Source organism: Affinundibacterium flavidum, assembly GCF_014284175.1.
GTDB lineage: Bacteria > Pseudomonadota > Gammaproteobacteria > Burkholderiales > Burkholderiaceae_D > Undibacterium > Undibacterium flavidum.
This window is the reverse complement of sequence record NZ_JACOGA010000004.1, coordinates 145,186-170,298: the sequence shown is the minus strand read 5'-3', so window position 1 is coordinate 170,298 and position 25,113 is coordinate 145,186. Positions and strand designations below refer to the sequence as shown.

Genomic DNA, 25,113 nt, shown 5'->3' with positions numbered 1-25,113 from the left:
AGATTCATATAGATATTTATGACACCTAACATCCAGGCAATTGATCAAATTAGCGCAGCGCAACATGGTTTTCGTCCAGTCAGCAATTATCTCTTCGCAAAAGAGCAGCCAGCGCTCCCGATACAGATTTCTGAAATAGGCGCTTTAGTCGCAAGTTTGCCGCTGGCGTTTGCAAAAATGCCTGATGGCATGTTTGTGCTGGTCGCCGTGACCGGATTTAAAGATGGACGTAATCTGTTTGTCGATGAACAAGGGCGTTGGGGTGGCAGGTATTTGCCGAATCATTTGCGAGCTTATCCTTTCAGCCTGCAAGCTGCCGGCGCGAAATCAGACAACGAACAACAATTCCAACTGTGTTTTGATCGTGCGAGTGGTTTGTATTGCGAAAAGCCCGACGCCAATCAAGGTGAAATTCGCTTCTTCGATGACGCAGGCAATCAACAAGAGACGCTCAAGCAAGCAATTCAATTTCTCTCCGACATTGTGATCAAGCAAAACTTGACGCAAACAGCAGTGAACTCCCTGGCGGCAGCGAACTTATTGAAACCTTGGGCACCGATTATGAATACTGCCGGCATTACCGCTGAGCCGACGACGACCGTCCCGCAAGGTCTATTCTGTATCGACGAACAAGCTTTGCGCACCATTGAAGATGCGACTTTAGTGCAGTTGCACCGCGATCACGCACTCGCCATAGCGTATGCACAGTTACTCTCAATGAGCCGTGTTACCGTGTTGGTCGAGCTCCTAAAACGCCATCAAGCACTTGCCAAGGCAGCCGAAAAAATAGCACCCCTTGATACCAAAAATCTCGCCCAAATGTTCGGTGATCCACAGGGTGAAATCCTAAAATTTGATTGGATGAAATAATCTGACATAGAGCGCTATTGAGATATTTTGATATTAAATAAATTTCAAAAAACAATGGAGATATGCGCAGATGATCCCGACGAGCGAAATCGTCGCTTTCTGTGCATCTGCATCTGGAATAAGTGAAACTTTGTGGCAAATTGCAAAGTTTCACTTGACCAATTTTCTTGATTCGCTATCATGGATGAGGATTACAGTAATTTCAAAAAATTGACTTAAAAAACAGCTCAGAGATGGAATCTAAAGAGCTAGATTTGGTTAAAAACGAAAGGGATGAATAATGGCAAAAACTTCTAGAACCCAGTATTTAAGCGAAAATGATGATCTCGGCTTCGGCACGACGGGCAATGACGTTATTTACGGTAATGGTGGCAACGATACTATCTTCGGTGAAGATGGTAATGACTACCTGTACGGTGGTATCGGTAACGACGTCCTGATGGGCGAAGATGGCAATGATCACCTGTTTGGTGGTGACGGCAATGACGAATTAGACGGCGGCACGGGTAATAACGTATTGGCTGGTGGTTATGGTGCCGATACTTTTGTTTTGAACGACTATCATGTCATACCGTTTGGCCCGATCATACAACCAACAAATCTTATTGCCGACTTCGTTTCTGGTGTTGATAAGATACGCGTACAAGATCCTGTGCAAGGCATTAATCTACAATCAGGTCCGATTGATCCAGCTTACTTTGTTACTGGTACTGCAGCAGTCGACAACAATGATTATTTCATTTATGACCGTGCTACAGGTAGCCTGTATTTCGACGCAGACGGCAATGGTGGTGATGCGAAGATCTTGATCGCGACTCTGCTTGGTCATCCAGATTTGAAAGCTGGAGATATTGAAACTTATATTCCTGTTTAATATTCGTCGTTATTTGCACTGAGCTTCTGCTCAATTAGTGCAGCGTTGTGAATTTGCGTATAGAACTTATGCGCAAATTTAGGATGTGAAGTATCAGAGTTTTGTAAAAAGACCGCCTAACATCTGTTAGGCGGTCTTTTTTTTGGGGGTATCGCCATCCTGAAATTGAACCACGAACTTAAATTTGTTCTTTCCATCAAGCATAGGTACCTACACCAGTCCTGCAAGCGGCAAAAACCATTAACCGGCGCTCCTGTGTAGGCAGCAGGAGTCGAGTGGTTTTTGTTGATCAGCGAACGTCGCTAGATTCCTGCCTACGCAGGAATGACGGGCATCGCTGTGACATCGCCTTCCTTATTTCTTAACGCTTTAGAAGGACTTGTGTAGTTACGCTTAGTCGAGTGCAGAAGGAATTGCCTTCAGCAAAAAGTACAGCCTTGCAGGTAAACCTGCAAGGCTGATTCTTGGGTCAAATTTAGGACAAATTTCGATTCGAATTCAGATCCAAATTCAGATTCGAATTTGCACCTCTATCAAAAATAAATTTCAGCGATATGATGCGTACCGATCAAGTCAGTTTGAACCAAGTGCGCTACTTCATTCGCCGTGAAAATGTTGGATTCTGGCGTGTAAGATGCAGCTTCCAAAACACCAAAATGTTTGCCGTAGAAATACGCGTCATGTGCATCGTTTGCGCCGAATGACGATGCGATGATACTTGTTGGTATGGTGCCGCCGTTGCTGCCTGGCCCTGCAAAAGCAAAGAGGCCTGCGGATACTACCGCCGCCGTCGGTGCCGAAGTTACACTCTCTTCGGTGTTGCCAAGATCGGTGTAATAAACTTTGACGGTAATCTGCTTGCCCACATCGCTAGTCTTAAGCGTGTAGCTCGAAGAGCTCGCACCTTTGATATTCACACCATCTGCCATCCAGCGATAATAAACCGTGCCCATCCCATCAAGGTCATTGACGGTACTGTTGACGCTCAAAACTTGGCCGACTTTTGCCTGACCGATGAGACTGACCGTACCGGTCGGTGCATCGTTGACATTGATTACCGCCGGACTAGCACCTGAGTTGATCCGCTCGGTGTTGCCGAGTAAATCCAGATAAATAGCCGTCACCGAAATGTACTTACCCACCTGCGCTTGTCCTAGGGTGAGAGTTGGATTGGTTGCGCCGTCAATATTGACACCGTTCGCACGCCACTGATAGCTGACTGTGCCCATGCCATCAATATCTGCCAGCGTATTCGTCGCCGCGAGTGTTTCTCCCTGCTTGTTGAGGCCAGTAAAGTTCACTGTTCCCGTTGGCGCGTGATTATTGTCGATAACGACGCCGGTGGCAGCAGAGGAGACATTTTCAATGTTCATTTGCTGATCAATGTATGTTGCGTTGACCGTAATTGTCTTGCCCACGTCAATACTGCGTAAGGTGAAGTTTGCATCGGTCACGCCCTTGATTAATGAGCCGCCTGATCTCCAAGTGTAGGTGATTGGCCCCATACCATCTTGATCGCTGATGGTGCTAATGGCAGTCAGTACTTGCCCCACGTTCAGATTGCCAGTGATGGTCACAGTGCCGGTTGGCGCATCATTGACCGCAGTAACATTAACCGACCAAGTCGCTGCATTTGACAGTGATTCTCCATCGCTGACCTTAAATCCGAAGTTTGCGTAAGCAGTGCCGTTGGCATTTGCCACAGGGGTGAAACTGAGGCGTCCAGCGATGATATCCTGCGCGCTGATGGTTTGATTTTGCGTTACTGGATTGCTATTTAAGGTCAGAGCGCCAGCGCCCGGTAAGGTGGTGACCAAAACCGATTGCAAGGTATTGCCACTATCTAAGTCAGAGAAATTAAAGTCAGCAGTTGAGAATGTGTAGGTGACATCTTCATTGATAGTACTGGTGTGATTGCTGGTGCTCGGGGCACGATTGAGGACTTCTATCGATACTTGATCTCCGCTACCGTCGTTGCCTGCGATATCGGTGTATTTTCCGGTGCTGACTTGGATGCTCGCAGTGCCGCTTTTACTCGGTATAAAGGTCGCCGTGCGTTGCAATCCCGTACCTGCGAGAGCGCTGACGCTACCGCCGCTTACGCTGATATCGCTGAGCGAGAAGCTAGAACTTGGATCTTCGCTAAAGTTGAAAGTCAGGGTTGCAGTCTGACCACCATTCATGCTCAGAAGATTGCTATTCATCGTGAGCGTTGGTGCAGTGGTGTCGATCTTGAAGGCTTTTGACAGAACGGTACCACTGTTGCCAGCCGTATTGCTGACGACTACTTTAATCGTATCGGTGCCACTCAGTGTTTTATCTATCGTCCAGGCTTTAGTGCCTACTGTTGCCGTCGCATTGTTCCATGTCGCGCCATTATCAATCGACACTTCAACAAATTCGTCCGCTCCCAGAGTCGCACTGAGCGTTCCAGAAATTGTCTGTCCGGCGGTTTTGGTAATGAAGTCGTTCGATAAGGTACCAGTATCGGCAGAAAGGCCGGCAGTGGCGATGGTGGTGGTCGGTGCCACCGTGTTGAGTACATAAGCTTGTGAATACGTCGTACCACTATTGCCCGCCGTGTCTGACACTCTGATCTTCAGTGTACTGTTGCCGCTTAAGGTCTTGTCGATAGTCCAGGTACTTTGCCCTACCGTCGTAGTGGCATCTGACCAGCTTGCGCCATTATCGATGGAGACCTCAACTCGTTCGCCGCTAGCGATATTGGCATTGAGCGTGCCTGAGATGGTTTGGTTGGCAGTATTGGTAACGAAGTCTGAATCGGATGGGCCGCTGTCATCCGAAAACATTGCAGTGGCAATTGTTTTGGTTGGGGCTGTTGTATCAATCACATAGGCTTTACTTGCTACCGTGCCACTGTTACCTGCAGTGTCGGTGACGCGTACTTGAATTGTGTCGCTGCCAGATAGGGTTGTATCTATTGACCAGTTTTTGCTGCCTATGGTGGATGATGCACTTGTCCATGTACTGCCATTGTTGATGGAGACTTCGACAAATTCATCGCCTGCCAGATTTGCACTGAGCGTTCCTGCAATGGTCTGTGCTGCGATTTTAGTAATGAAGTCGTTCGACAATATACCCGTGTCCGCGGATAAGCTTGTAGAGAAAATGGTAGTGGTTGGTGCATTGGTGTTCAGTACATAGGCCTGCGAATACACTGTGCCGCTATTACCTGCCGTGTCCGAGACCCGAACCTTGAGCGTGCCGCTGCCGCTTAAGACTTTGTCGATAGTCCAAGTGTTCGCACCAACTGAAGTCGTTGCGTCCACCCACGTGCTGCCGTTGTTAATAGAGACTTCGACTCGTTCGCCGCTGGCGATGGTCGTATTGAGCGTGCCAGAAATGGTTTGATTGGCGGTATTGGTAATGAAATCTGAATCGGAAACGCCGCTGTCGGCCGAAAACTGTGCAGTGGCAATCGTTTTTGTTGGAGCTGTAGTGTCAATGACATAGGCTTTGCTTGCGGCTGTGCCGTTGTTACCTGCAGCATCGGTGACTCGCACCTTGATCGTGTCATTGCCAGAGAGTGTTTTATTGATTGTCCAAGCTTTACTGCCAGTAGTGGATGTTGCGTTTGTCCACGTGCTGCCATTGTTGATTGAGACTTCGACACTTTCATCTGCCGCAAGGTTGGCGCTTAACATGCCAGAAATCGTCTGATCTCCGGTATTGGTGATGAAATCGGTCAATGAAATACCATAATCGTCGGACAACGTCATCGTTGCATTAGTATTGGTCGGCGCTGTGGCGTCAATGGTGTAGGTATGTGAATAGACTGTACTATTATTGCCAGCGGTGTTACTGACTTTTACTTTGATCGTATCTGTGCCACTCAGCGTTTTATCTATCGTCCAGGCTTTAGTGCCTACTGTTGCCGTGGCATCGTCCCATGTCGCGCCATTATCAATCGATACTTCAACAAGTTCGTCTGCTCCCAGTACTGCACTGAGCGTTCCTGAAATTGTCTGCGCGGCCGTTTGGGTAATGAAGTCGTTCGATAAGATACCAGTATCTGAGGAAAGGCCGGCCGTGGCGATGGTGGTGGTCGGTGCCACTGTGTTGAGTACATAAGCTTGTGAATACGTCGTACCACTATTACCCGCCGTGTCAGACACTCTGACCTTTAGCGTATTGCTGCCGCTTAAGGTTTTGTCAATAGTCCAGCTACTTTGCCCTACTGTCGTCGTGGCATCCGACCAGCTTGCGCCATTATCGATGGAGACTTCAACGCGTTCACCGCTGGCGATATTGACATTGAGCGTGCCTGAGATGGTTTGGTTGGCCGTGTTGGTAATAAAGTCGGAATTCGATACGCCGTTATCGACTGAAAACTGAGCACTGGCGATTGTTTTAGTCGGCGCTGTGGTATCCAAAACGTAGGCTTGCGATGCCATTGTGCCTGAATTACCCGCAGTGTCATCTACGCTGACTTTGATGGTATTGCTGCCAACGATCGTCGTATCGATCGTCCAATTTTTGCTGCCTAAGGTGGTGGTAGCGATTGCCCATGTGGAGCCATTATTGACCGACACTTTGACAATTTCGCCAGCGGCGATGCCTGCACTTAAGGTGCCTGAAATTGTTTGGATTGCGGTGTCGGTAATGAAATCGGTCGTTGAAACGCCATGATCATCTGATAGACCCATAGTGGCGATGGTTGTTGTCGGCGCCGTGGTGTCGATTACATAGCTGTGTGAATAGACAGTGCCATCATTCCCTGCGGTGTCGCTGACTTTGACTTTGATGGTATTGCTGCCGGTCAGTGTTTTATTAATAGACCAGGCCTTGCTTCCTACTGAGGCCGAGGCATCGCTCCACGTAGAACCATTATCGACGGACACTTCGACGGTTTCGCCCGATGCCAGATTGGCACTGAGTGTACCGCCAATGGTCTGGGTTCCGGTATTGGCAATGAAGTCGGTTCCTGAGATACCAGTATCTGCGCTCAGTGAGGCTGTTGCAATGGTGGTGCTTGGCGCTGTTGTGTCTATCTCTATGCTTTTGCCACCTCCCAGTGAGGCGGCTGCATTGGTCGCTGGCAAGTCGAGATCAGCGTCAGTGACATCATTCGCATTTTTGATCGTGCCGCCAGACAGGCCTAATGCCGAGGCATCATAATAGTTGAGATCGGCCGAAGTGTCGCCCGCCTGCACCGTGTAAGTAAAGTGTAAGGTATTGGTGCCCGTGCCACTTGCGTAACTCGCTAAACGATCGGTTGCACCTGTTTCCAAAGTTAATTTTGGTACGCCTGTTACATCGACCGCTTTATCAAACACGATCGTAATGTCAATGATGTCGCCCGCTTTATAGACGCCATCAGCAGTCGTTGCGCTGACTGAAGTCACGACCGCTGGATTGGTTGCAGTCGATAGTAAGACACGGCCTTCAATGCCAGCATTGCCTGCTCCATCGGAGTCATTGTCGACCCAGACCACGGCAAATTTGCCAGAAGAGAGTGCGGTGACGGCAGGTGAATTTTGGTCACCTTTACGATATTGATTGATTTCAAACTCACTGGCTTCGGCAGCGACGCCGGAGGAGTTAAAGCGTCGCGCAAAAATACCATTTTGATCGTAGTCACCTAAATCAGATTGCCAGGTGATGATGAAGCCGCCGTCTGATGAAGCGGCAATCGAGGCTTCGTATTTAAGTGAATTGCTGGCGGGGTCGACGTTGGCTTGGGTAATACTACCTAACTTGGCACCAGCACTGGAAAAGCGTTGGAAGAAAATATCAGAACGCAGATAGTTCACAGTGTCATTCGCCGCACTGTCCCAGGCGATCACAAAACTACCGTTGGTTAAGGTCGTGATGCGCGGTAACGGGAAACCCGTATCGACAGAAAACGCGCTAGCATCGGTCGACACTGAAATAATCGTGGATGGCGCTGCACTGCGCACGGCATTGACGTTGCCATTGCCATCGCCCCAAGCCGTTACGTATTCACCGCCAGCAAGTGCGGTAATTGTGGGGTTTGCCACGCCCACCGGGGTAACTGGATCATCTGTGAAAATAGTGATCTCGCCACCGATTTTGGCTCGGGTGGTAGGGTTGAATTTTTGTGCATGAATTTCTTGCACCGTTTCTGTTGTGACCCAAGCTACCAGAACATTGCCATCAGAGAGTGTGGTAATTGTTGGCGTCACTTGCGCATCCGTTACCGTAGTGTTGGCAATCACTTCGCCTTCTATGGTGCCGTTCGCCGCGACGAAGCGGACCGCGATATCTGTGGACGTACCATCAGTCGTGTACGCGACTGCAAAGCGACCAGAGCCGAGTGCCGTGACGACTGGTGTGATGTCATCAGTGCCATTGGCGGCAACCGTAATTGCAAACTCTGAGCCGACGGCGACACCCGCTTCGGTATAAATTTGCGCGTAAATCCCATTTTTGCCTGTGGCTTCACCCTGACCGTCGGATTGCCAGACGGCGACAAAATTACCATTGCTGAGTGTGGTAATTGTAGGGCGCAGTTGGCTATTGGCCGCAGTAGTGCTGGTGTTGATATCATTTGAAAAATCAAATTCCCTCGATTGATCATCGACCACATGGAAGGTGAATTGTTTCGAAATGCCTTCACCAGCCAGTGGTGTGCCGTTGCTATTGTGTTGATAAATATCGTAATAATGTGCGGTGAGGGTGGCCGTTTGCCCTACCGCGGGTAATGTTCCTGAGCCAATTTTGACCGCCGCTGTGTTGATACCATTGCTGCCGTTATTGTTTGAAACCAGTGTAAATAAATTCGCATTCGATTGGCTATCAATTTGCCATAAACCGTAGTTGGTATCGCCTGTATCGGTCGGTGCTAGTGTAGCGAACGCGGTACCGGTAGTGGAGTTGGTTAGTACATAGATGTTGTTGGTGCTGATGTCAGTGGGTGCCAGATCGATGGACAGAAATAGTCCTGCCCCTGTGGTGCCACCACCCTCTGTAGCGCGATAGGTATATCCGACGGTTTCAGTTGCTGGTGTGTTCGTTAAATTGTGATCGACATAGCGCCAGGTTGTTCCTGCGGTCTCGATAAAATTCACGGGGCCAGTATTGCCGTTGGCCTTGGAGGTGTCAACATAGTCAATCCAGGTTGAACCGCCATTGGTGCTGTATTGAAAACTACCACGGGTTAATATCCAACCAAACGCGACTACATCGTAGAAGCCTGAATCAAAAATAGATGAGTAAGTCCAGGTAAAACTCGTTCCGCCTGGACGTACACTAAGACCATTCATGGCTGGTGAGAAGGTTTTTTGAACGTAATCAACGGAAGCCGAAATGACCGTTGTCGTACTATTGTTCACCACACCTGAGTTGCCATCGTTGACGCCGATCGTGAAAGTGGTGGTTTCCGTGCTGCCAGTGGCCACCCGGTTATCGGCTGGGTCAAACACTAGTTGGCGGATCGCCGCTTGCACTGTTGCAGGGCTAGCGGCAGCATGGGTGTAGCTCAAGCCGCCATTCGATGTAGAAAAACCTGAGGCCGTTAGCGAAGCTGCGGTAAAGACACCTTTTGCGGCAGTATCGAGAGTGATCGTTACGGTTTCAGTGGCACCACCATCGGCGTCGTTAATCGTCACATTGGCGAATGGTTTGATCGTGCCGATGTCATGTACGGTTTGACCCGCCGCTGTGCCGCCTATGGTTGGTGCGGCCAATGCAAATTGATAGGAAAGAAGTTTTGCCTGATCAAATGGCGAGGCGGTTTCAATTGCGCCTGTGGATTTTTCTAAGATCCAATTCCCACCCAAAGCCTGATTGCCAGTTAAATCATTCGAGGCGCTGATTTCTGCATCTAACTTGACTGACAGCGCTTGGATAAATGCAAGGCCCTCCGTATTTTCTGCGACATCGCAAGCGTAAATCAGGACATCCGCCTGGTTATTTAAACTGCTTTTGATCGAATTGAGGGTCGCGTCATATTGCGATAAATTGCTGGTATTCAGTTGTGCGTTGCCCAAATCGATCACCCCATTTGAGCCATGTGTGATTAAGTGGATAGCATCAATATTGCCGCGATGCGCCAGAATGCTTGCGATTTGTTCTAATGCATTTTGTGTAGAGTCTAGGACATGCACCTCAACGTTGGATTTTAGCGAGGCAATGAGGCTCGCGTAATCTTGCACATTATTGGCAATGAAGGCGATTTCTTTTCTAGTGACAGGCGCTATGCCGTTGGCACTAGTAGATTGGATGCGGCTGTCTTCGATAGACGCTGGTGTAAAAATAGACATGGGCGATTCCTTCAAAGGGAAAGTAATGTAAGGGCGATTGCAGCCACAAAATGGATGAACTCTGAATCCATACGCAAAATATGTGCCCATCAAAATCTATATCCGTGCGGAAATAGTAAAATTTCTTACTAGGAAGATAAAACTTGCGAATGTCTTTGATATTTTTGATTGACATGTAAAAATTGGAAAAAACATTTAATTACATGTAAAAAATGGATGCAATGATGTAATTTGTGACTTACGCAAAACAGATGCAGAAGTTGTTGTGTTTACTTGTAGTGCGCGACAAGGGAGGAAGTATTCGTCCCAAAATTGATGAAATGAGCCTGAGTGGGTTGTGTGCACCGACGCGGTAGACTATGAGTATCGTGCGATTGGGGTAATCTAGGCAATGAGGCCTCAGCCAGCGTAATTATGCGTAGTTTCATCACTTTGATGTCAAGCAATCTTGCGCTCGGTCGCTTGTGCAGCATAGACTAATTGACTCTAGTAGTTCGTCTCATTTTATGTTCACCAAGTAGCTTACCTAGCGGTTTCTTCGGTCGAAATTTCGACACAAAAAATACAGTTGATGGAGTTGATTCAACAACCTGTGGTGTTGCAGCAGCAAACCAAATACCCGCAATCGCCAAAAATTTGCGAACGCGTGCTCGAGATGCAGGCAGATCATTTTGATGCACTGTATTTGTCGGCAACCTTGTCCGCACAACTTCAACAATTTGCGCTAGCGCTTGAATCGTTGTCCAAGGTATCTCGCATCAATCTTCGGCACGCAGGGTGCTATTCGAATCGTGGGAATGAGCTAAAAGAACTCAAGCGCCTAGTTATGAGTTGGCGATAGGTATCAATTCCGATTATGCGCAAGCATACTCGAACCGAGGCAATGTTTTACAAGAGATCGAGCGTTTCGATGAAGCCTAATTGAGTTACGATCAAGCAATCCAGATACAGCCAGACTACGCGGAATGTTATTCCAATCGCGGCATAGTATTGCAAGAACTAGTTTGCTTTGAAGAAGCATTGTCTAGTTTTGATCTGGCTCTTCATTTCAACCTGATCGCGCAGAATCCTACATCAATCGAGCCATTGCATTGCAAAGGTTCGGGCGATTTGTGGATGCCTTCCTGGGCTATGATCAGGCGATACATATTTACGTACAAAAAACGTGGACGTTCTCTTTTTACTGGGGATGCGCTTGCGTTTTTATCGTCATTATAATTGGATGTACTGGATTAAATAATTGTCTGACATTTTGATTCTTGAGGTACCAGCGGGGCAATGAGCAACGAAAAGGTGACAGGTCTTGAATCATTGATGTGAATTGAAAGTAGGGATGGCCTTGTCATAGCCATCCTTTTTTTGTCCGTAAACATGATTAGATTTGTCGTTCGTTTGAGACAGTGAATACGATGTTCCACATTTTTATGTTGTAAGTCACTTAAATTGCTTGAATCTGGATCGAAACACTCTAAGATAATTAATCGCGACAAAGAATTTATTTTCGAAAATGAAAAAGGGGTTCGGCATGGCAAAAATATCAAGAACACAGTACGGCACTGATGGCGATGATGAGATGTTGGGTACAGCCTTAGACGATACTATCTATGGCGGTGCGGGAGAAGACTACATTGCTGGTGGCGATGGTAATGACAGGCTATACGGTGGTTTGGACACCGACTTTTTGTCCGGTGGCAAGGGAAATGATTCTTTATTTGGTGGAGATGGTATCGATATTTTGGCTGGCGGTGCTGGCAATAATATTCTTGCCGGTGGCTACGACATGGACTTATTTTTGTTACGAATAGACTCAACGCTCTTTTTTGGTTCTGGTCATTTTGAGCCAAATAGTGTTGATACGATCGTCGACTATGTGCCCGGTGTGGATAAATTTTTTATTGGTGTATTGAGCTTAGTGAGTGATGGGCCGGCGAATCTCCCTGAATCAGCATTTGTCTCTGGCTATGGTGCAGTTGCGCATGATGCAGACGACAGGTTAATTTATGACAGGTCAACTGGGAATCTGTACTGGGATGACAATGGAAATGCGCCTGGAGGATCTGTATTGATTGCAAAATTACTTGGTGCACCTAACTTGCAATATACAGATATCTATGCGTTCAACGTGACTGCACAGACTTGATTTTTTTAGTGCCTTGATACATTTGATCGGGGCAGATGGACAGAAGGGATGATATGAACTTAGCTATCATCCCTTTTTCTTTGAGGTGGTAAGTAGCTTATTTGTACATAATATTGGGATTGATTTCTTGAGGCGAGATGGTCGTCTTAATTACTTCATACTTCATTGCCACGGTGGAAGATTTTACTCAAGCAATCTCTATGAAATTCCGGCGTCTGTCGCGAGTTTCCTACAAATGAGGGTCGTGAGGCCGTGCTGGCGCAGTATTTGACGATATCGTTTGACTCTATAGCGCCATTCATTAAGATAGCAAATTGAAATAAATAAAATTTTCAACAATAACTTCCTTGTTATTGTTGTTGCAATTAAGAGCGATTCAGGGAGAGTGATAATGGCAAAAATTTCGCGTACACAGTACGGTACAGATAATAATGATTATTTATTAGGTACCGCCTTAGATGATACCCTCTATGGTGGCGCTGGAGAAGATTCCCTGAGTGGCGGGGATGGCAATGACAGGCTCTATGGTGGATTGGGTACTGACGTATTGTACGGCGAAAAGGGAAATGATTCCTTGTTTGGTGGAGATGGTGACGATTATTTGTTTGGCGGTGCTGGTAATAATATTCTCGCTGGGGGGTATGGTAAGGATTTCTTTTATATTCGACTCACCACGGACCATGGGATTATACGTTTCGATGCAACTAGTGTAGATACAATCGTTGATTATGTGCCTGGAGTGGATTTGATTGCTATCGCTATATTGGGCCCAGAATTTGGGAATGCGAACCTGCCAGAGTCAACATTCGTCTCTGGGTATGGTGCAGTTGCACACGATGGAGATGACAGAATAATTTATGATAGGTCTACTGGGAATTTGTATTGGGATGAGAACGGAAATGCGCCCGGAGGTTCGGTCTTGATCGCTAAATTATTGGGCGCACCTGATCTCTTATTTAACGATATTATTACCCACTATGTAATAGCCCCAGATTGATAGGTTTTTTGGGCAAAATTTAGGTTGAATGAAATAGAGATAATAGGGACGATATGAACTGCATATCGTCCCTTTTTCTTTGGGTTTGCGATTTTTGTGATTGATTGTGAACAGCTGCGAAGAGGTATTCGGCTGAATTGTTGTTGAACTGTCAGTGAAAATTTAGAGGATGGCTTATAGCTCTGCTACACTGCTGAGATCAAAAAATTCTGAAAATGATCTAAATAACATCAAAAGGAGCAACATTTTGAACTGGAAACACGGCTATTTCGCAGACAGTGGATATACCTACGGATTTTATCCTGAGACCATGCCCTGGCGTCTGCATTGGGCGGCCAAGTTGCAAGATCATCGCACCAATTTGCAAGGATTCCGTTACCTCGATGCGGGCTGCGGTCAAGGCTACAATTTAATTATCGCCGCCATTTGCCATCCAGATTCTGAATTTGTTGGTATCGATTTCTTACCTGAACATATTGCCCATGCCCGTGGTTTGGCCGAGCGTTGTGGTGTTCAAAATGTCCGTTTTATTGAAGGCGACTTCATTCGCTTGGCGGAAGATCCGGCGTCTCTGGGCGAATTTGATTACGCCGTCTGCCACGGTATTAGTACTTGGATTGCGCCTGTCGTGCGAAACGCGCTGTTTAAATTGATCGGTCAAGTGTTAAAGCCGGGTGGAATTTTCTACAATAGCTACAACACTTTACCTGGCTGGTTAAGCATGATTCCTTTCCAGCACTTGGTATTGTTGGAGCAAAAATCGAAGTCAGGCAAGCTCGCGATTGAAGCAGCGACTGCTGATATTGATAGTTTGCGCACATTGGCACCTTCGATTCTTAAAGCTTTGCCGGGTATGGAAGCGCGTTTTCAAAATATGAAAGTGCAAGATACTAGCTACTTGCTGCAAGAATACAATAACGAGTTTTGGGAACCTCTCTTTGTTAGTCAAATGATAGGTGATATGGCGAATGTTAAATTGAATTATTTGGGCACTGCGACATTGCCCGAGTGTTTTGATGCGCTTTTGCCTAAAGATTTGAAAGACTGGTTATTCACGCAAGAGAGTGTGACGATGCGTGAACAATTACGTGACTACGCATTGAACCAGAGTTTCCGTCGTGATCTTTATGTCAAAGGCGGAAATAAATTTTGGACACACGAGAAGACTAAGTTCATCAACGAAACACGCTTTGTGTTTAATCCGATGATGAAGCTCCCTGAAGAAGGAGCACCATTTGAAATTAAAGGCGGCATCTTAACTATTTCAGGTAAGCCTGAAATTTATCTGCCCTTATTGCAATTCGTTAAAGATGCGGGTATTGCTGGTGCCAGTATCTCTGAATTGATGGCGCGTTTGACCGATCCTGCGGAGCGTCAAGCTGTTCAGTCCACTGTAACGCTGATGGTGCATTCAAATTACTTAATGCCACTTACCAATGCAGACGCATCTGGACGTCAGATTACCATCAAGTTGACCGAAGCCGTACTGGCTGGCGCACCTTATAAATACCTTCCATTGCCAGTGGTCGGTACCGCGATTGCGATGGGAGAAGTTGATTGGGTATTGATGCATTTGACACTGACGGATGTTCCTACAAGTCAGTGGAACAAGGCGCTTCCTGAGGTATTGAAACGTCTTGGTCGTAGTTTGTTGAAAGATGGTGCCCCCATATTCGATGCCGCAACACAAAATCAAATTGTGGATGGACTGGTTAAGACTTGGGTAGAGATAAGGGTGCCTTTTTTCAAATCAGTTAAAGCGATCTAAACACTTAATATTATCTAATATTATCTAATTCATAGCGTTAAGAAAGATGTGCATAGGCTTGCACATCTTTTTTTTCGTCTTTTGAATCTACCCGAATGGTGCTTATTTGGCCTTCATAATCCAAGGAAGTATCGGATTATGAAATCGGTTGGTATTTTAAGAATGCTATGTTACGATGTTGAAAATGTGACGTTCATCACATTTTTGATGCGTCAGGCAGACGATAATATGCTGTAGAAGTCGAGTGGTTTTTTGCGTGAAGGCTTTCGCTAGCGCGTTTAATCCGTTTTTTCGTTGGATCTCAAGGGCACGATGATGTGCTGAAATGGTTTATGAAATCAAATTCACAACTCCCAAGAAATGAAATAATTTCTCTTTTGACCTCGTTCAAAAGTACATTTATTACAATCGGTGTGTTTAGTGCCATCATCAATTTATTGATGTTGGCTCCATCATTGTACATGTTGCAAGTCTATGATCGCGTATTGCAAAGTCGTAATGAAATGACCTTGTTAATGCTCAGTTTATTGATACTGGGTGCTTATGCATTTATGAGCGCGCTGGAATTTATCCGTAGCTTTGTATTGATACGCGTCGGTACCAAACTCGATATGCAAGTTAACAAGCGTATTTATACCGCTGCATTTGAGCAAAACTTGAAACGTGGTGGTGGCAATGCGGGGCAATCCTTGCAAGACTTGACTACTATTCGTCAATTCTTGACCGGTAATGGCCTCTTCGCATTTTTTGACGCGCCTTGGTTTCCGTTCTACCTGTTCGTCATTTTTATGTTTGACATGTACATGGGCTTGTTTGCTTTGTGCGCGGTGGCGATTATGGTTTTGCTCGCGTATATCAATGAACGCGTTTCAAAACAACCTTTAGCCGAAGCAAATGCGATGGCGATTTCTTCTACCACTCTCGCCACGAATAATTTGCGCAATGCAGAAGTGATCGAGGCGATGGGTATGTTGCCAAATTTGATGGCACGTTGGTACAAATTGCATGGGCGTTTTTTGCAACTGCAAGCAGAAGCGAGTGAGAAGTCTGGAATTGTGACGGCATTAAGTAAGTTTGTGCGCGTATCCGTGCAATCCTTGGTGCTCGGTCTGGGTGCAATCTTGGTCATCGAAGGTAAGGTTTCACCGGGGATGATGATTGCTGGCTCCATCTTGTTAGGTAAAGCGACTGGTCCAATCGATCAATTGATTGGTGTGTGGAAGCAATGGAGCTCTGTGAAGGGTGCTTACGAACGCTTAAATCAATTGCTGGCAAATAATCCTCCGCGTAACCCAGGTATGGAATTGCCTAAGCCACAAGGTCACTTGGCGGTCGAAGGCGTCACAGCTGCGCCTCCAGGCTCACCAGTCGCGATTATCAAAGCGCTCTCATTTGCATTACAACCTGGCGATGTGCTCGGTATTATCGGACCTTCTGGTGCAGGTAAATCAACATTGGCTAGATTGTTAGTCGGCGTTTGGCCTGCTGCGGTTGGTAAGGTGCGTTTGGATAGCGCAGATATTTATCAGTGGAGTAAAGATCAATTGGGTAGCCACGTCGGTTACTTACCGCAAGATATCGAATTATTTGGCGGAACAGTTGCCGATAATATCGCGCGCTTCGGTACTGTCGATTCTGAAAAAGTCATTCAGGCAGCAAAACGTGCAGGTGTGCATGAAATGATTCTGCACTTCGCCAAAGGTTACGACACGATTTTAGGTGATGGCGGTGCAGGTTTATCCGGTGGTCAAAAACAAAGGATAGGACTGGCGCGTGCTATGTATGACGATCCGTCTTTGTTGGTACTGGATGAGCCAAACTCGAATTTGGATGATGTCGGTGAACAAGCCTTGGTCGCGGCGATTAATGATTTGCGTGAACGCGGTAAAACGATAGTCTTGATTACGCATAGAACGACAGTATTGAGTGCAACGACAAAATTGTTGCTGTTGAACGATGGAACTGCGCAGGCATTTGGACCACGTGAACAAGTATTGCAAGCGCTGGCACAGGCAAGTCAACAAGCGCAACAAGCGCAGGCACAACAATTAATAGCACAGAAATCGCAAGCTCCCGCAACGCCGCCAGCAGATACGCAAGCGCGAATAGAAGCGGAAGATGCGGATGCTGACCTTGAAGAGGCTAAACAGGATTAATTATGAATAACGCTTTAATGAAAAAAAATGACGTGACAGATGTTGTCCCTCATGAGGCTGAAGAAATTGATGTCGCGACCGATGCTGGCAGCTATGCACGTCTTGGCTGGATGATTGTTTTAGTAGGTGTACTTGGCTTCTTCATCTGGGCTTCATTTGCACCGCTGGACAAAGGCGTCGCACTTAGTGGCACGGTTGCTGTTTCCGGCAATCGTAAAGTGATACAGCATCAGGCTGGCGGTACGGTCGATGCAATCTTAGTGAGTGACGGTGACGTTGTTAAAGCAGGGCAAGTGCTGGTGAAGATGAATAGCGTGTCAGCGAAATCGAATGCCGAGGTAAGCCGCGTGCAGTGGTATACCGCAATCGCTACCGAGTCACGCCTTAAATCTGAGCGTGACAACGCATCTTCTGTCGTCTTTCCTAAAGAATTGCTGGCGGCAAAGTCAGACCCACATGTGGCCGATAGCATGCTGTTGCAACAACAGCTTTTCAGTGCTCGTACAGGCGCATTGCGTAACGAAATGGCGGCGTTTGATGAGAATATTGCAGGTGCTCAAATTCAGTTAAAGAGTTTGGAAGAGTCCATGCAAAATAAAAAGCAGCAAATTTCGTTCTTGAAAGAACAGCTAGATAATTTGCGCGATTTATCCAAAGACGGTTATGTTGCGAGAAGTCGTTTATTAGATCTTGAGCGTACTTATTCTCAAGTGACAGGTGCGGTTTCCGAAGATATCGGCACCATCGGTCGCGTCGGACGTCAGATCGCCGAGTTAAATTTGCGTAAAGGGCAGCGTCAGCAAGAATACCAACGTGAAGTTCGTAGCCAATTGTCGGATACACAGAAAGAAGCTGAAGCCTTGTTGAATCGCTTGAAAGCTTTGGATTATGAGTTGAAAAATGTCGACGTCAAATCACCTGTAGATGGCATTGTGACGGGACTCAACGTGTTTACCGTAGGTGCAGTTGTTGGTAGTGGCTTTAAATTGCTTGAGGTAGTCCCTGCTGATGATATGTTGATTGTTGAAGGTCAATTGCCAGTGCATCTGATCGACAAAGTGCATGTCGGCTTAGGTGTGGATATCATTTTCTCCGCATTTAACACGAACACGACACCGCATATTCCGGGTATTGTGAAGCAAGTGTCCGCCGACCGTACAATTGAAGAACGTACTGGTCAGCCATTTTACAAAATTAAAGTTGCGGTCGCTCCTGCTGGCGTCAAAATGCTCGGTCATTTGCAAATTCGTCCTGGTATGCCAGCCGATATGACAGTCAAAACGGGTGAGCGTACGATGATGAATTACTTAATGAAACCTGTACTTGATCGCGTCCATTCTTCGATGAAGGAAGAGTAATTATGTTCAAACTACCTTTTCGTCTTAGCCTCATTTCAGGAGCCTGCGCTTGTATCTTGATACACGCGCAACCGGCAAGTGCGATTAGCTTAATTCAAGCTTACCAGGCGGCATTGCAAAATGATCCTCAGCATCGTAGTGCTAAGGCCGATAATGATTTGGGTAAACAATATGAAGTGATAGGTCGCGCTGGATTATTGCCGCAAGCGCAGTATGGCTATTCGCTTACCCGTAATAAAGGCGAATCGGTTAGTCCACCTAACCTTTTCGGCGTTACCAGAAGCAATTTGGATTATCTCAGTACCAGCAAAAGCGTTTCGGTTCGTCAGACTTTGTTTAATTTGGATAGTTATGCCCGTTTTAAGCAGGGTGTAGTCCAAACGAAATACAGTGCTGCGCAATTTGATGCTCGTAGTAAAGAACTGATGTCACGCGTTTTGACGGCATATGTTGAAGCGAAGTTCGCAGAGGATCAATTAAACCTGTTCAAGGCGCAACGTGATTCTTATGCCGAGCAACGCAAATTGAATCAACGCCTGTTTGAAAAAGGCGAAGGCACGAGAACCGATATGCTTGAAACCCAGGCAAAATTGGACGTCGCGGAAGCCGTGATTTTGGAAGCAGAAGACAATTTATTTAATGCGCGTAATACCTTAACTGCCATCATTGGCATGGACATTACCAGCCTAGATAACTTGCGAGAAGGCGCTGAATATTCGTATCTGATTGACGGTGATTTTGAGTCGTGGCGTTCGATTACAACGGCGAACAATCCTGAGTTGGCGGCCGCTCAATTGAGCGTTGAAATTTCCGAACAAGAGATCGCAAAAAGTCGTGCCGGACATGCTCCGCGTTTGGACTTAAGTGCCAACTATAACCACGGAAAATCAGAAACGATTACAACCTTGCAGCAAGATAATAATGTTCGCTCTGTTGGTGTACAGCTTGTGATTCCGATTTATTCTGGCGGATATGTAAATGCGACTTCCAAACAAGCCGTAGCGCAGAAAGAAAAAGCGCTGGCTGATTTGGAAAATGTGCGTAATCGTGTGATGAATGAATTGCGTAAACAATACAATGGCTTAAAAAGCAGTGTCGCAAAAATTGCTGCTTTACAAAACTCAGTAAGCTCAGCAACCCAGTTGGTGGAGGCGACTAAGCAAAGTGTCAAAGGTGGCGTGCGTATCAATTTGGATTTGCTCGGTGCTCAGCAACAATTAGTATCTACTAAGCGAGATTTAGCACAAGCGCGTTACAGCTATTTGTCTAGCTTTGTGAAACTCAAAGTTACAGCAGGAACAGCTAACCTAGATGATCTGCAAACCGTTGCTAGTTTTTTTAGTGCGGACTGATATCGACGCATAAGCCATCTGTTCTGATGGGAATAAAAAACAGGACGCATGATTTTCATGCGTCCTGTTTTTTTGTGCGTTTTGTGCACTGTGTGTATTGGTAGAGAGTGTGTTTATCCCGCCAATTTCTTTTTCAGCAATTCGTTCACCTGCGCCGGATTACCTTTGCCCTTAGTCGCCTTCATCGCTTGGCCGACGAGTGCATTAAACGCTTTTTCTTTGCCGGCACGATATTCGTCGACCGATTGTTGATTCGCTGCCATCACTTCATCGATGATTTTTTCCAGTGCGCCGACATCGGAAATTTGTTTGAGGCCTTTAGCATCGATCACCTGATCCGCCAGATTGACATCGGCAGATGGTGCTTGCCACATCGCGGCGAAAACTTCCTTCGCGATTTTATTGGAAATCGTGCCATCGGCGATGCGTTGTAATAACAAAGCAAGTTGCGCGGCATTCACTGGAATGCTGGTGATGTCCATGCTTTCGCGATTCAACGTGGATGAAACATCGCCCATCAACCAATTGGCTATTTGCTTGGCTTGCGCAGCTTTGTCGCCCGCAGGTGATGCCGCAATTGCAGCCTCGAAATACGCTGCCATCGCTTTTGATTGGGTGACGATCATTGCATCGTAATCGGACAAATCATATTGCGCGATAAAACGCTCACGCATTGCAGTCGGCAGTTCAGGCATGGTGCTGCGCACTTGTTCTACCCATTCGCGGCTGATGCGCAATGGTGGCAAATCCGGATCAGGGAAATAACGATAATCTTGTGAATCTTCTTTACTGCGCATAGAACGCGTTTCTTTACGATCTGGATCGTACAAACGGGTTTCTTGCACCACGGTGCCGCCGTCTTCTATCAATTCGATTTGACGACGCACCTCGATATTAATAGCTTCTTCCAGGAAGCGGAAAGAGTTTAAATTCTTGATTTCGCAGCGCGTGCCGAATTCTTTTTGACCGACCGGACGCACCGAGACATTGGCGTCGCAACGGAAGGAACCTTCTTGCATATTGCCATCACAGATATCGAGCCACATGACTAAGGAGTGCAAAGCTTTGGCATACGCTACCGCTTCCGCCGCACTACGCATCACCGGTTCAGTGACGATTTCTAGCAGCGGCGTGCCAGCGCGATTGAGATCGATACCGGTCATGCCTTGATAATCTTCGTGCAGAGATTTACCAGCGTCTTCTTCTAAATGCGCGCGGGTGAGTTCTATGACTTTGACTTCAGACTTACCGTCTTTCTCAACCACGCAAGTGATGGTGCCGCCTTGCACTACCGGGATTTCAAACTGACTGATTTGATAGCCTTTAGGCAGATCAGGGTAGAAATAATTTTTGCGTGCAAAGATAGATTCTGGTGCGATGGTCGCGCCAACCGCCAAACCAAATTGAATCGCTTTTTCTACTGCACCCTTATTCATCACTGGCAAGACGCCAGGCAAAGCCAGATCAACCGGGCTAGCTTGGGTATTCGGTTCCGCGCCGAATTGTATGGACGAACCACTAAAAATTTTAGAGTTGGTTTTGAGCTGTGCGTGCGTCTCAAAACCGATGACGACTTCCCATTGCATAATAAATCCTTAAATTCATATTTTTTTGTAAGGCAGATGCAGCCTACCGTTACCTACTGCCACGTCCCCTCCCCTTCAAGGGGAGGGCTAGGGTGGGGATGGGTTTCGGTCGTGCAAACTTAGTATTCTAGGGCGGGTGAAACCCGCGCTGCTCAGGTGCCCAACTTTCTGGCGGCGCGGGTTTCACCCGCCCTACATTTATATCCTTAATTTAATGGCCGTGAGGGCTTTGATTTTGCTTCTATTCTGGTGCCTTAGTATGCCAATCGGTCACTTGCTGATACTGATGCGCGACATTCAATAACTTCGCTTCTGCAAAATAATTACCAATAATCTGCAAGCCAACCGGGCGTTTACTATTCTTTTCGCCTTGACCAAAACCACAAGGAATCGACATGCCAGGCAAGCCTGCTAAGCTGGTCGATAAGGTGAAAATATCGGCCAAGTAATTCGCCACCGGGTCATCTGATTTATCACCAAGATCCCAAGCAACTGTCGGCGCAACCGGGCCCATAATTACATCGCATTGTTCAAACGCCGCTTGGAAATCTTGCGCGATTAAGCGGCGGATTTTTTGTGCTTGCAAGTAGTAAGCATCGTAATAACCATGCGATAAAACATAAGCACCCGTCAAAATGCGGCGCTTGACTTCATCGCCAAAACCTTCAGTACGGGTTTTGCGATACATGTCATTGAGGTCTTTGTATTCTGCTGCGCGATGACCGTAACGCACGCCATCAAAACGACTCAGATTGGAAGATGCTTCGGCTGGTGCGATGATGTAATACACGGGGATCGATAACTCCGTTTTTGGCAAAGAAATATCGACCAAAATTGCGCCCATTTTTTCGTATTCTGCTAAGGCGTTGCGAACGGCTTGTTCTACATCTTTGGCGAGACCTTCACCGAAAAATTCACGCGGTACGCCAATGCGTAAACCTTTGATGTCTTGATTTATATTGCGTGAAAAATCTTCTTTGTCGCGTTGCACGCTAGTTGAATCTTTTTCGTCGAAACCCGTCATCGCATTGAGCAGCCAGCTGCAATCTTCTGCGGTCTGCGCAATCGGGCCGCCCTGATCGAGCGACGAAGCAAATGCGATCATGCCGAAACGTGAGACGCTGCCGTAGGTCGGTTTAATGCCCGTCACGCCGCAGAATGCCGCGGGTTGGCGAATCGAGCCACCCGTGTCGGTGCCGGTCGCTGCTGGCGCCAAACGCGCAGCAATCGCCGCGGCTGAACCGCCTGAAGAGCCACCCGGCACCGCAGTCATATCCCAGGGATTTTTGACCGCACCAAAATAAGAATTTTCATTGCCAGAGCCCATCGCGAATTCATCGCAATTGAGTTTGCCCAAGGTGACCGTGCCGGCCTGATTAAAGAGCTCAACGACAGTCGCATCGAATGGACTGACATAGTTTTCCAACATGCGTGAACCTGCAGTGGAACGCCAGTCGCGCGTCACAAAAATATCTTTGTGCGCGATGGGAATGCCAGTCAATGCAGTCGCATTACCTTCTGCTAAACGCAGATCGGCAGCGGTAGCCTGCGCCAATGTCAAGGCGCGATCAACATGTGTGAAAGCATTCAGATTACTGGCTTCAATCCGGTTTAAATAATGGGTCGCTAATTCGGTAGCGGAGACTTGCTTACTCTGCAGCAGGGCAGAGAGTTGTTTCAGTGAGTGCGTATGCATGGATTTTCTCAGCGTATTCTTTGTTTTGTAGCTTTATGTTTGTAGCGTCATGCCAGCAGGATTCTTAGTTGAAAGCGGGCATGCATAAAATGACTGAATGAGAGCGGTTCTACTCTATGACTTTTGGTACCAGGTAGAGGCCATCTTGGGTCGCGGGTGCGACTTGTTGATATTCTGCGCGATGATTGCTTTCGGTGACTTTGTCTTCACGCAAACGTAAGCAAATTTCTGGCATGACCGTGGCGATTGGGTGGCTTAAAGGCGCAACACCCGTGGTATCGACAGCTTTTAGTTGTTCGGCAATGGAGAAGAAGCCATTGAGTTTTTCTAAGGTGCTATTCGCTTCGGTTTCAGATAATTCTAGTCGGGCCAGATTGGCGATACGTTTTACATCGTTGAGTTCTAAAGACATGGTTTACTACGCCGTTAGGCGCGCCGGAATGATGTTAATGATAAGAAATTGTCGCGTGAAACGAATGTACCGCTTAGCGTTAACTTATACTTTTTTTATGCTTTTAAATCTGCACAAAAATCCTCGTAAAAAGCCCCAAGAAAAGCGCTAATTCTATTTAGTGGATTACCTATGAATTCTAGGATTATAAGGTAGAATGTCGGGTTAATACTCTTAAAATCGCCGAAGATGTCGAGTTTGTTGATAGCTTTTGTGATTTTGGTGTTGAGGAACGGGAAGTGTTAAATACAGTGCTTAATGTGGATGAATTTGTGATTTTCGCTCTTTTGTCGTTAAGTTCACTTAAAAAATCTTATTTTCATTCCGGCTGAATCTGTTTTTCGCCGTGTTTTTTATGAAAGTATGACGCTTTTCCAAGCCTGAATAGTCAAAGAGTAACAAGTTTTCGTGTAGCAAAGCTGCTGCACATGTCGACATTCAGTCGGCACCATATCGACAATACAGAATACACAGGAATTTACATGTTTGGTTTTTTTCGTAGTAATGATTTGGCAATTGACCTCGGTACTGCCAATACGCTCATTTATGTTCGCGGTCAGGGCATCGTCTTAGATGAGCCTTCCGTCGTCGCGATTCGTCAAGAAGGCGGCCCGAATGGTAAGAAAACGATTCAGGCCGTAGGTAAAGAAGCCAAGCAAATGTTGGGTAAAGTGCCTGGTAACATCGAAGCGATTCGCCCGATGAAAGACGGCGTGATTGCTGACTTTACCGTGACTGAGCAAATGCTCAAGCAATTTATACGCATGGTGCATGACACCAAATTATTCAAACCATCGCCGCGCATTATCATTTGCGTTCCTTGCGGCTCGACGCAGGTTGAACGTCGTGCGATTCGTGAATCTGCATTGGGAGCAGGCGCTTCTCAGGTATATCTGATTGAAGAGCCGATGGCAGCTGCGATAGGTGCGGGTTTGCCAGTGTCTGATGCGACAGGTTCTATGGTCGTCGATATTGGTGGTGGTACTACTGAAGTTGGCGTGATTTCGCTCGGCGGTATGGTGTACAAAGGTTCTGTGCGCGTTGGTGGCGATAAATTTGACGAAGCGATTGTCAACTACATCCGCCGCAACTACGGCATGCTGATTGGTGAGCAAACGGCAGAAGCAATCAAGAAGACTATTGGTTCGGCTTTCCCAGGTTCTGAGATTAAGGAAATGGAAGTCAAAGGTCGCAACTTGTCAGAAGGTATTCCACGCTCATTCACGATTTCTAGCAATGAAATTCTCGAAGCGCTGACCGATCCTTTGAATAATATCGTTTCTGCCGTAAAAAATGCCTTGGAACAAACGCCACCAGAACTCGGTGCCGACATCGCTGAAAAAGGCATGATGTTGACTGGCGGCGGTGCTTTATTGCGTGATCTGGATCGTTTGCTGATGGAAGAAACTGGTTTGCCAGTGTTAGTCGCAGAGGAGCCTTTGACTTGCGTAGTGCGCGGCTCTGGCATGGCACTTGAACGTATGGATAAATTAGGTTCTTTGTTTTCCTACGAATAATTGTTGAGCGATATGGTGCGGCGAAGTTTGAAATTGCCGCACTCACAGTATAAAGTCAGATCTGGCAGCCGTAGAATGCCAGATCTTTTTTTAAGTTTTATT

At 46.8% G+C, this 25,113-nt stretch carries 13 protein-coding genes; 9 read left to right on the top strand and 4 right to left on the bottom strand.

The window, feature by feature from the left end; translation table 11 throughout:
• Positions 1 to 18: 18 nt before the first annotated feature.
• Both H8K55_RS05595 and H8K55_RS05590 read left to right on the top strand, forming a co-directional pair.
• Positions 19 to 870 (top strand): SapC family protein, encoded by an 852-nt coding sequence (locus H8K55_RS05595; protein WP_186941095.1) that lies wholly within the window; start codon positions 19 to 21, stop codon positions 868 to 870.
• Between the two features lie 280 nt (positions 871 to 1,150).
• Complete coding sequence (locus H8K55_RS05590; protein WP_186941094.1) at positions 1,151 to 1,744, top strand: calcium-binding protein; 594 nt, start codon at positions 1,151 to 1,153, stop codon at positions 1,742 to 1,744.
• A gap of 533 nt (positions 1,745 to 2,277) precedes the next feature.
• Here the strand turns inward: H8K55_RS05590 and H8K55_RS05585 are convergent.
• Positions 2,278 to 9,990 (bottom strand): DUF4347 domain-containing protein, encoded by a 7,713-nt coding sequence (locus H8K55_RS05585; RefSeq protein WP_186941093.1) that lies wholly within the window; start codon positions 9,988 to 9,990, stop codon positions 2,278 to 2,280.
• A 1,525-nt stretch (positions 9,991 to 11,515) separates the two neighbouring features.
• On the opposite strand from H8K55_RS05585, the gene H8K55_RS22130 reads away from it, so the two are divergent.
• From H8K55_RS22130 to H8K55_RS05555, 6 genes are all read left to right on the top strand, one after another.
• A complete protein-coding gene (locus tag H8K55_RS22130; RefSeq protein WP_329605000.1) occupies positions 11,516 to 12,130 on the top strand; it encodes a calcium-binding protein in 615 nt (204 codons plus the stop codon).
• A 391-nt stretch (positions 12,131 to 12,521) separates the two neighbouring features.
• Positions 12,522 to 13,127 (top strand): calcium-binding protein, encoded by a 606-nt coding sequence (locus H8K55_RS05575; protein WP_186941091.1) that lies wholly within the window; start codon positions 12,522 to 12,524, stop codon positions 13,125 to 13,127.
• Between the two features lie 247 nt (positions 13,128 to 13,374).
• Positions 13,375 to 14,895, top strand: coding sequence for a class I SAM-dependent methyltransferase (locus H8K55_RS05570; RefSeq protein WP_186941090.1), 1,521 nt, complete (start codon positions 13,375 to 13,377; stop codon positions 14,893 to 14,895).
• Between the two features lie 332 nt (positions 14,896 to 15,227).
• On the top strand, positions 15,228 to 17,051 hold the full coding sequence (locus tag H8K55_RS05565) for a type I secretion system permease/ATPase (protein ID WP_186941089.1): 1,824 nt from the start codon (positions 15,228 to 15,230) through the stop codon (positions 17,049 to 17,051).
• A gap of 2 nt (positions 17,052 to 17,053) precedes the next feature.
• Positions 17,054 to 18,409 (top strand): HlyD family type I secretion periplasmic adaptor subunit, encoded by a 1,356-nt coding sequence (locus H8K55_RS05560; protein ID WP_230408492.1) that lies wholly within the window; start codon positions 17,054 to 17,056, stop codon positions 18,407 to 18,409.
• A 2-nt stretch (positions 18,410 to 18,411) separates the two neighbouring features.
• Positions 18,412 to 19,761 (top strand): TolC family outer membrane protein, encoded by a 1,350-nt coding sequence (locus H8K55_RS05555; RefSeq protein WP_186941088.1) that lies wholly within the window; start codon positions 18,412 to 18,414, stop codon positions 19,759 to 19,761.
• A 113-nt stretch (positions 19,762 to 19,874) separates the two neighbouring features.
• Here H8K55_RS05555 and gatB read toward each other — a convergent pair whose 3' ends face one another.
• The 3 genes from gatB to gatC all read right to left on the bottom strand — a co-directional run bounded on the left by gatB (position 19,875) and on the right by gatC (position 23,455).
• On the bottom strand, positions 19,875 to 21,347 hold the full coding sequence (gene gatB / locus H8K55_RS05550; protein WP_186941087.1) for an Asp-tRNA(Asn)/Glu-tRNA(Gln) amidotransferase subunit GatB: 1,473 nt from the start codon (positions 21,345 to 21,347) through the stop codon (positions 19,875 to 19,877).
• A 241-nt stretch (positions 21,348 to 21,588) separates the two neighbouring features.
• Positions 21,589 to 23,043: an Asp-tRNA(Asn)/Glu-tRNA(Gln) amidotransferase subunit GatA gene (gatA, locus tag H8K55_RS05545; RefSeq protein ID WP_186941086.1), complete on the bottom strand. Its 1,455-nt coding sequence runs from the start codon at positions 23,041 to 23,043 to the stop codon at positions 21,589 to 21,591.
• Positions 23,044 to 23,152: 109 nt separating this feature from the next.
• Positions 23,153 to 23,455 carry an Asp-tRNA(Asn)/Glu-tRNA(Gln) amidotransferase subunit GatC gene (gene gatC, locus H8K55_RS05540; protein WP_186941085.1) on the bottom strand — a complete coding sequence of 101 codons (303 nt, stop codon included), beginning with the start codon at positions 23,453 to 23,455 and terminating at the stop codon, positions 23,153 to 23,155.
• A 521-nt stretch (positions 23,456 to 23,976) separates the two neighbouring features.
• On the opposite strand from gatC, the gene H8K55_RS05535 reads away from it, so the two are divergent.
• The gene (locus H8K55_RS05535) at positions 23,977 to 25,011 is read left to right on the top strand and encodes a rod shape-determining protein (RefSeq protein WP_186941084.1); all 1,035 of its coding nucleotides are present in this window, start codon (positions 23,977 to 23,979) and stop codon (positions 25,009 to 25,011) included.
• The last annotated feature ends 102 nt before the right edge of the window (positions 25,012 to 25,113 follow it).

Coding starts and splice junctions, on each gene's coding strand:
- H8K55_RS05565 (WP_186941089.1), top strand. CDS start 15,228: ATGAAATCAAATTCACAACTCCCAAGAAATGAAATAATTTCTCTTTTG.
- H8K55_RS05535 (WP_186941084.1), top strand. CDS start 23,977: ATGTTTGGTTTTTTTCGTAGTAATGATTTGGCAATTGACCTCGGTACT.
- gatC (WP_186941085.1), bottom strand. CDS start 23,455: ATGTCTTTAGAACTCAACGATGTAAAACGTATCGCCAATCTGGCCCGA.
- H8K55_RS05585 (WP_186941093.1), bottom strand. CDS start 9,990: ATGTCTATTTTTACACCAGCGTCTATCGAAGACAGCCGCATCCAATCT.
- H8K55_RS05575 (WP_186941091.1), top strand. CDS start 12,522: ATGGCAAAAATTTCGCGTACACAGTACGGTACAGATAATAATGATTAT.
- H8K55_RS05595 (WP_186941095.1), top strand. CDS start 19: ATGACACCTAACATCCAGGCAATTGATCAAATTAGCGCAGCGCAACAT.
- H8K55_RS22130 (WP_329605000.1), top strand. CDS start 11,516: ATGGCAAAAATATCAAGAACACAGTACGGCACTGATGGCGATGATGAG.
- H8K55_RS05590 (WP_186941094.1), top strand. CDS start 1,151: ATGGCAAAAACTTCTAGAACCCAGTATTTAAGCGAAAATGATGATCTC.
- gatB (WP_186941087.1), bottom strand. CDS start 21,347: ATGCAATGGGAAGTCGTCATCGGTTTTGAGACGCACGCACAGCTCAAA.
- gatA (WP_186941086.1), bottom strand. CDS start 23,043: ATGCATACGCACTCACTGAAACAACTCTCTGCCCTGCTGCAGAGTAAG.
- H8K55_RS05555 (WP_186941088.1), top strand. CDS start 18,412: ATGTTCAAACTACCTTTTCGTCTTAGCCTCATTTCAGGAGCCTGCGCT.
- H8K55_RS05560 (WP_230408492.1), top strand. CDS start 17,054: ATGAATAACGCTTTAATGAAAAAAAATGACGTGACAGATGTTGTCCCT.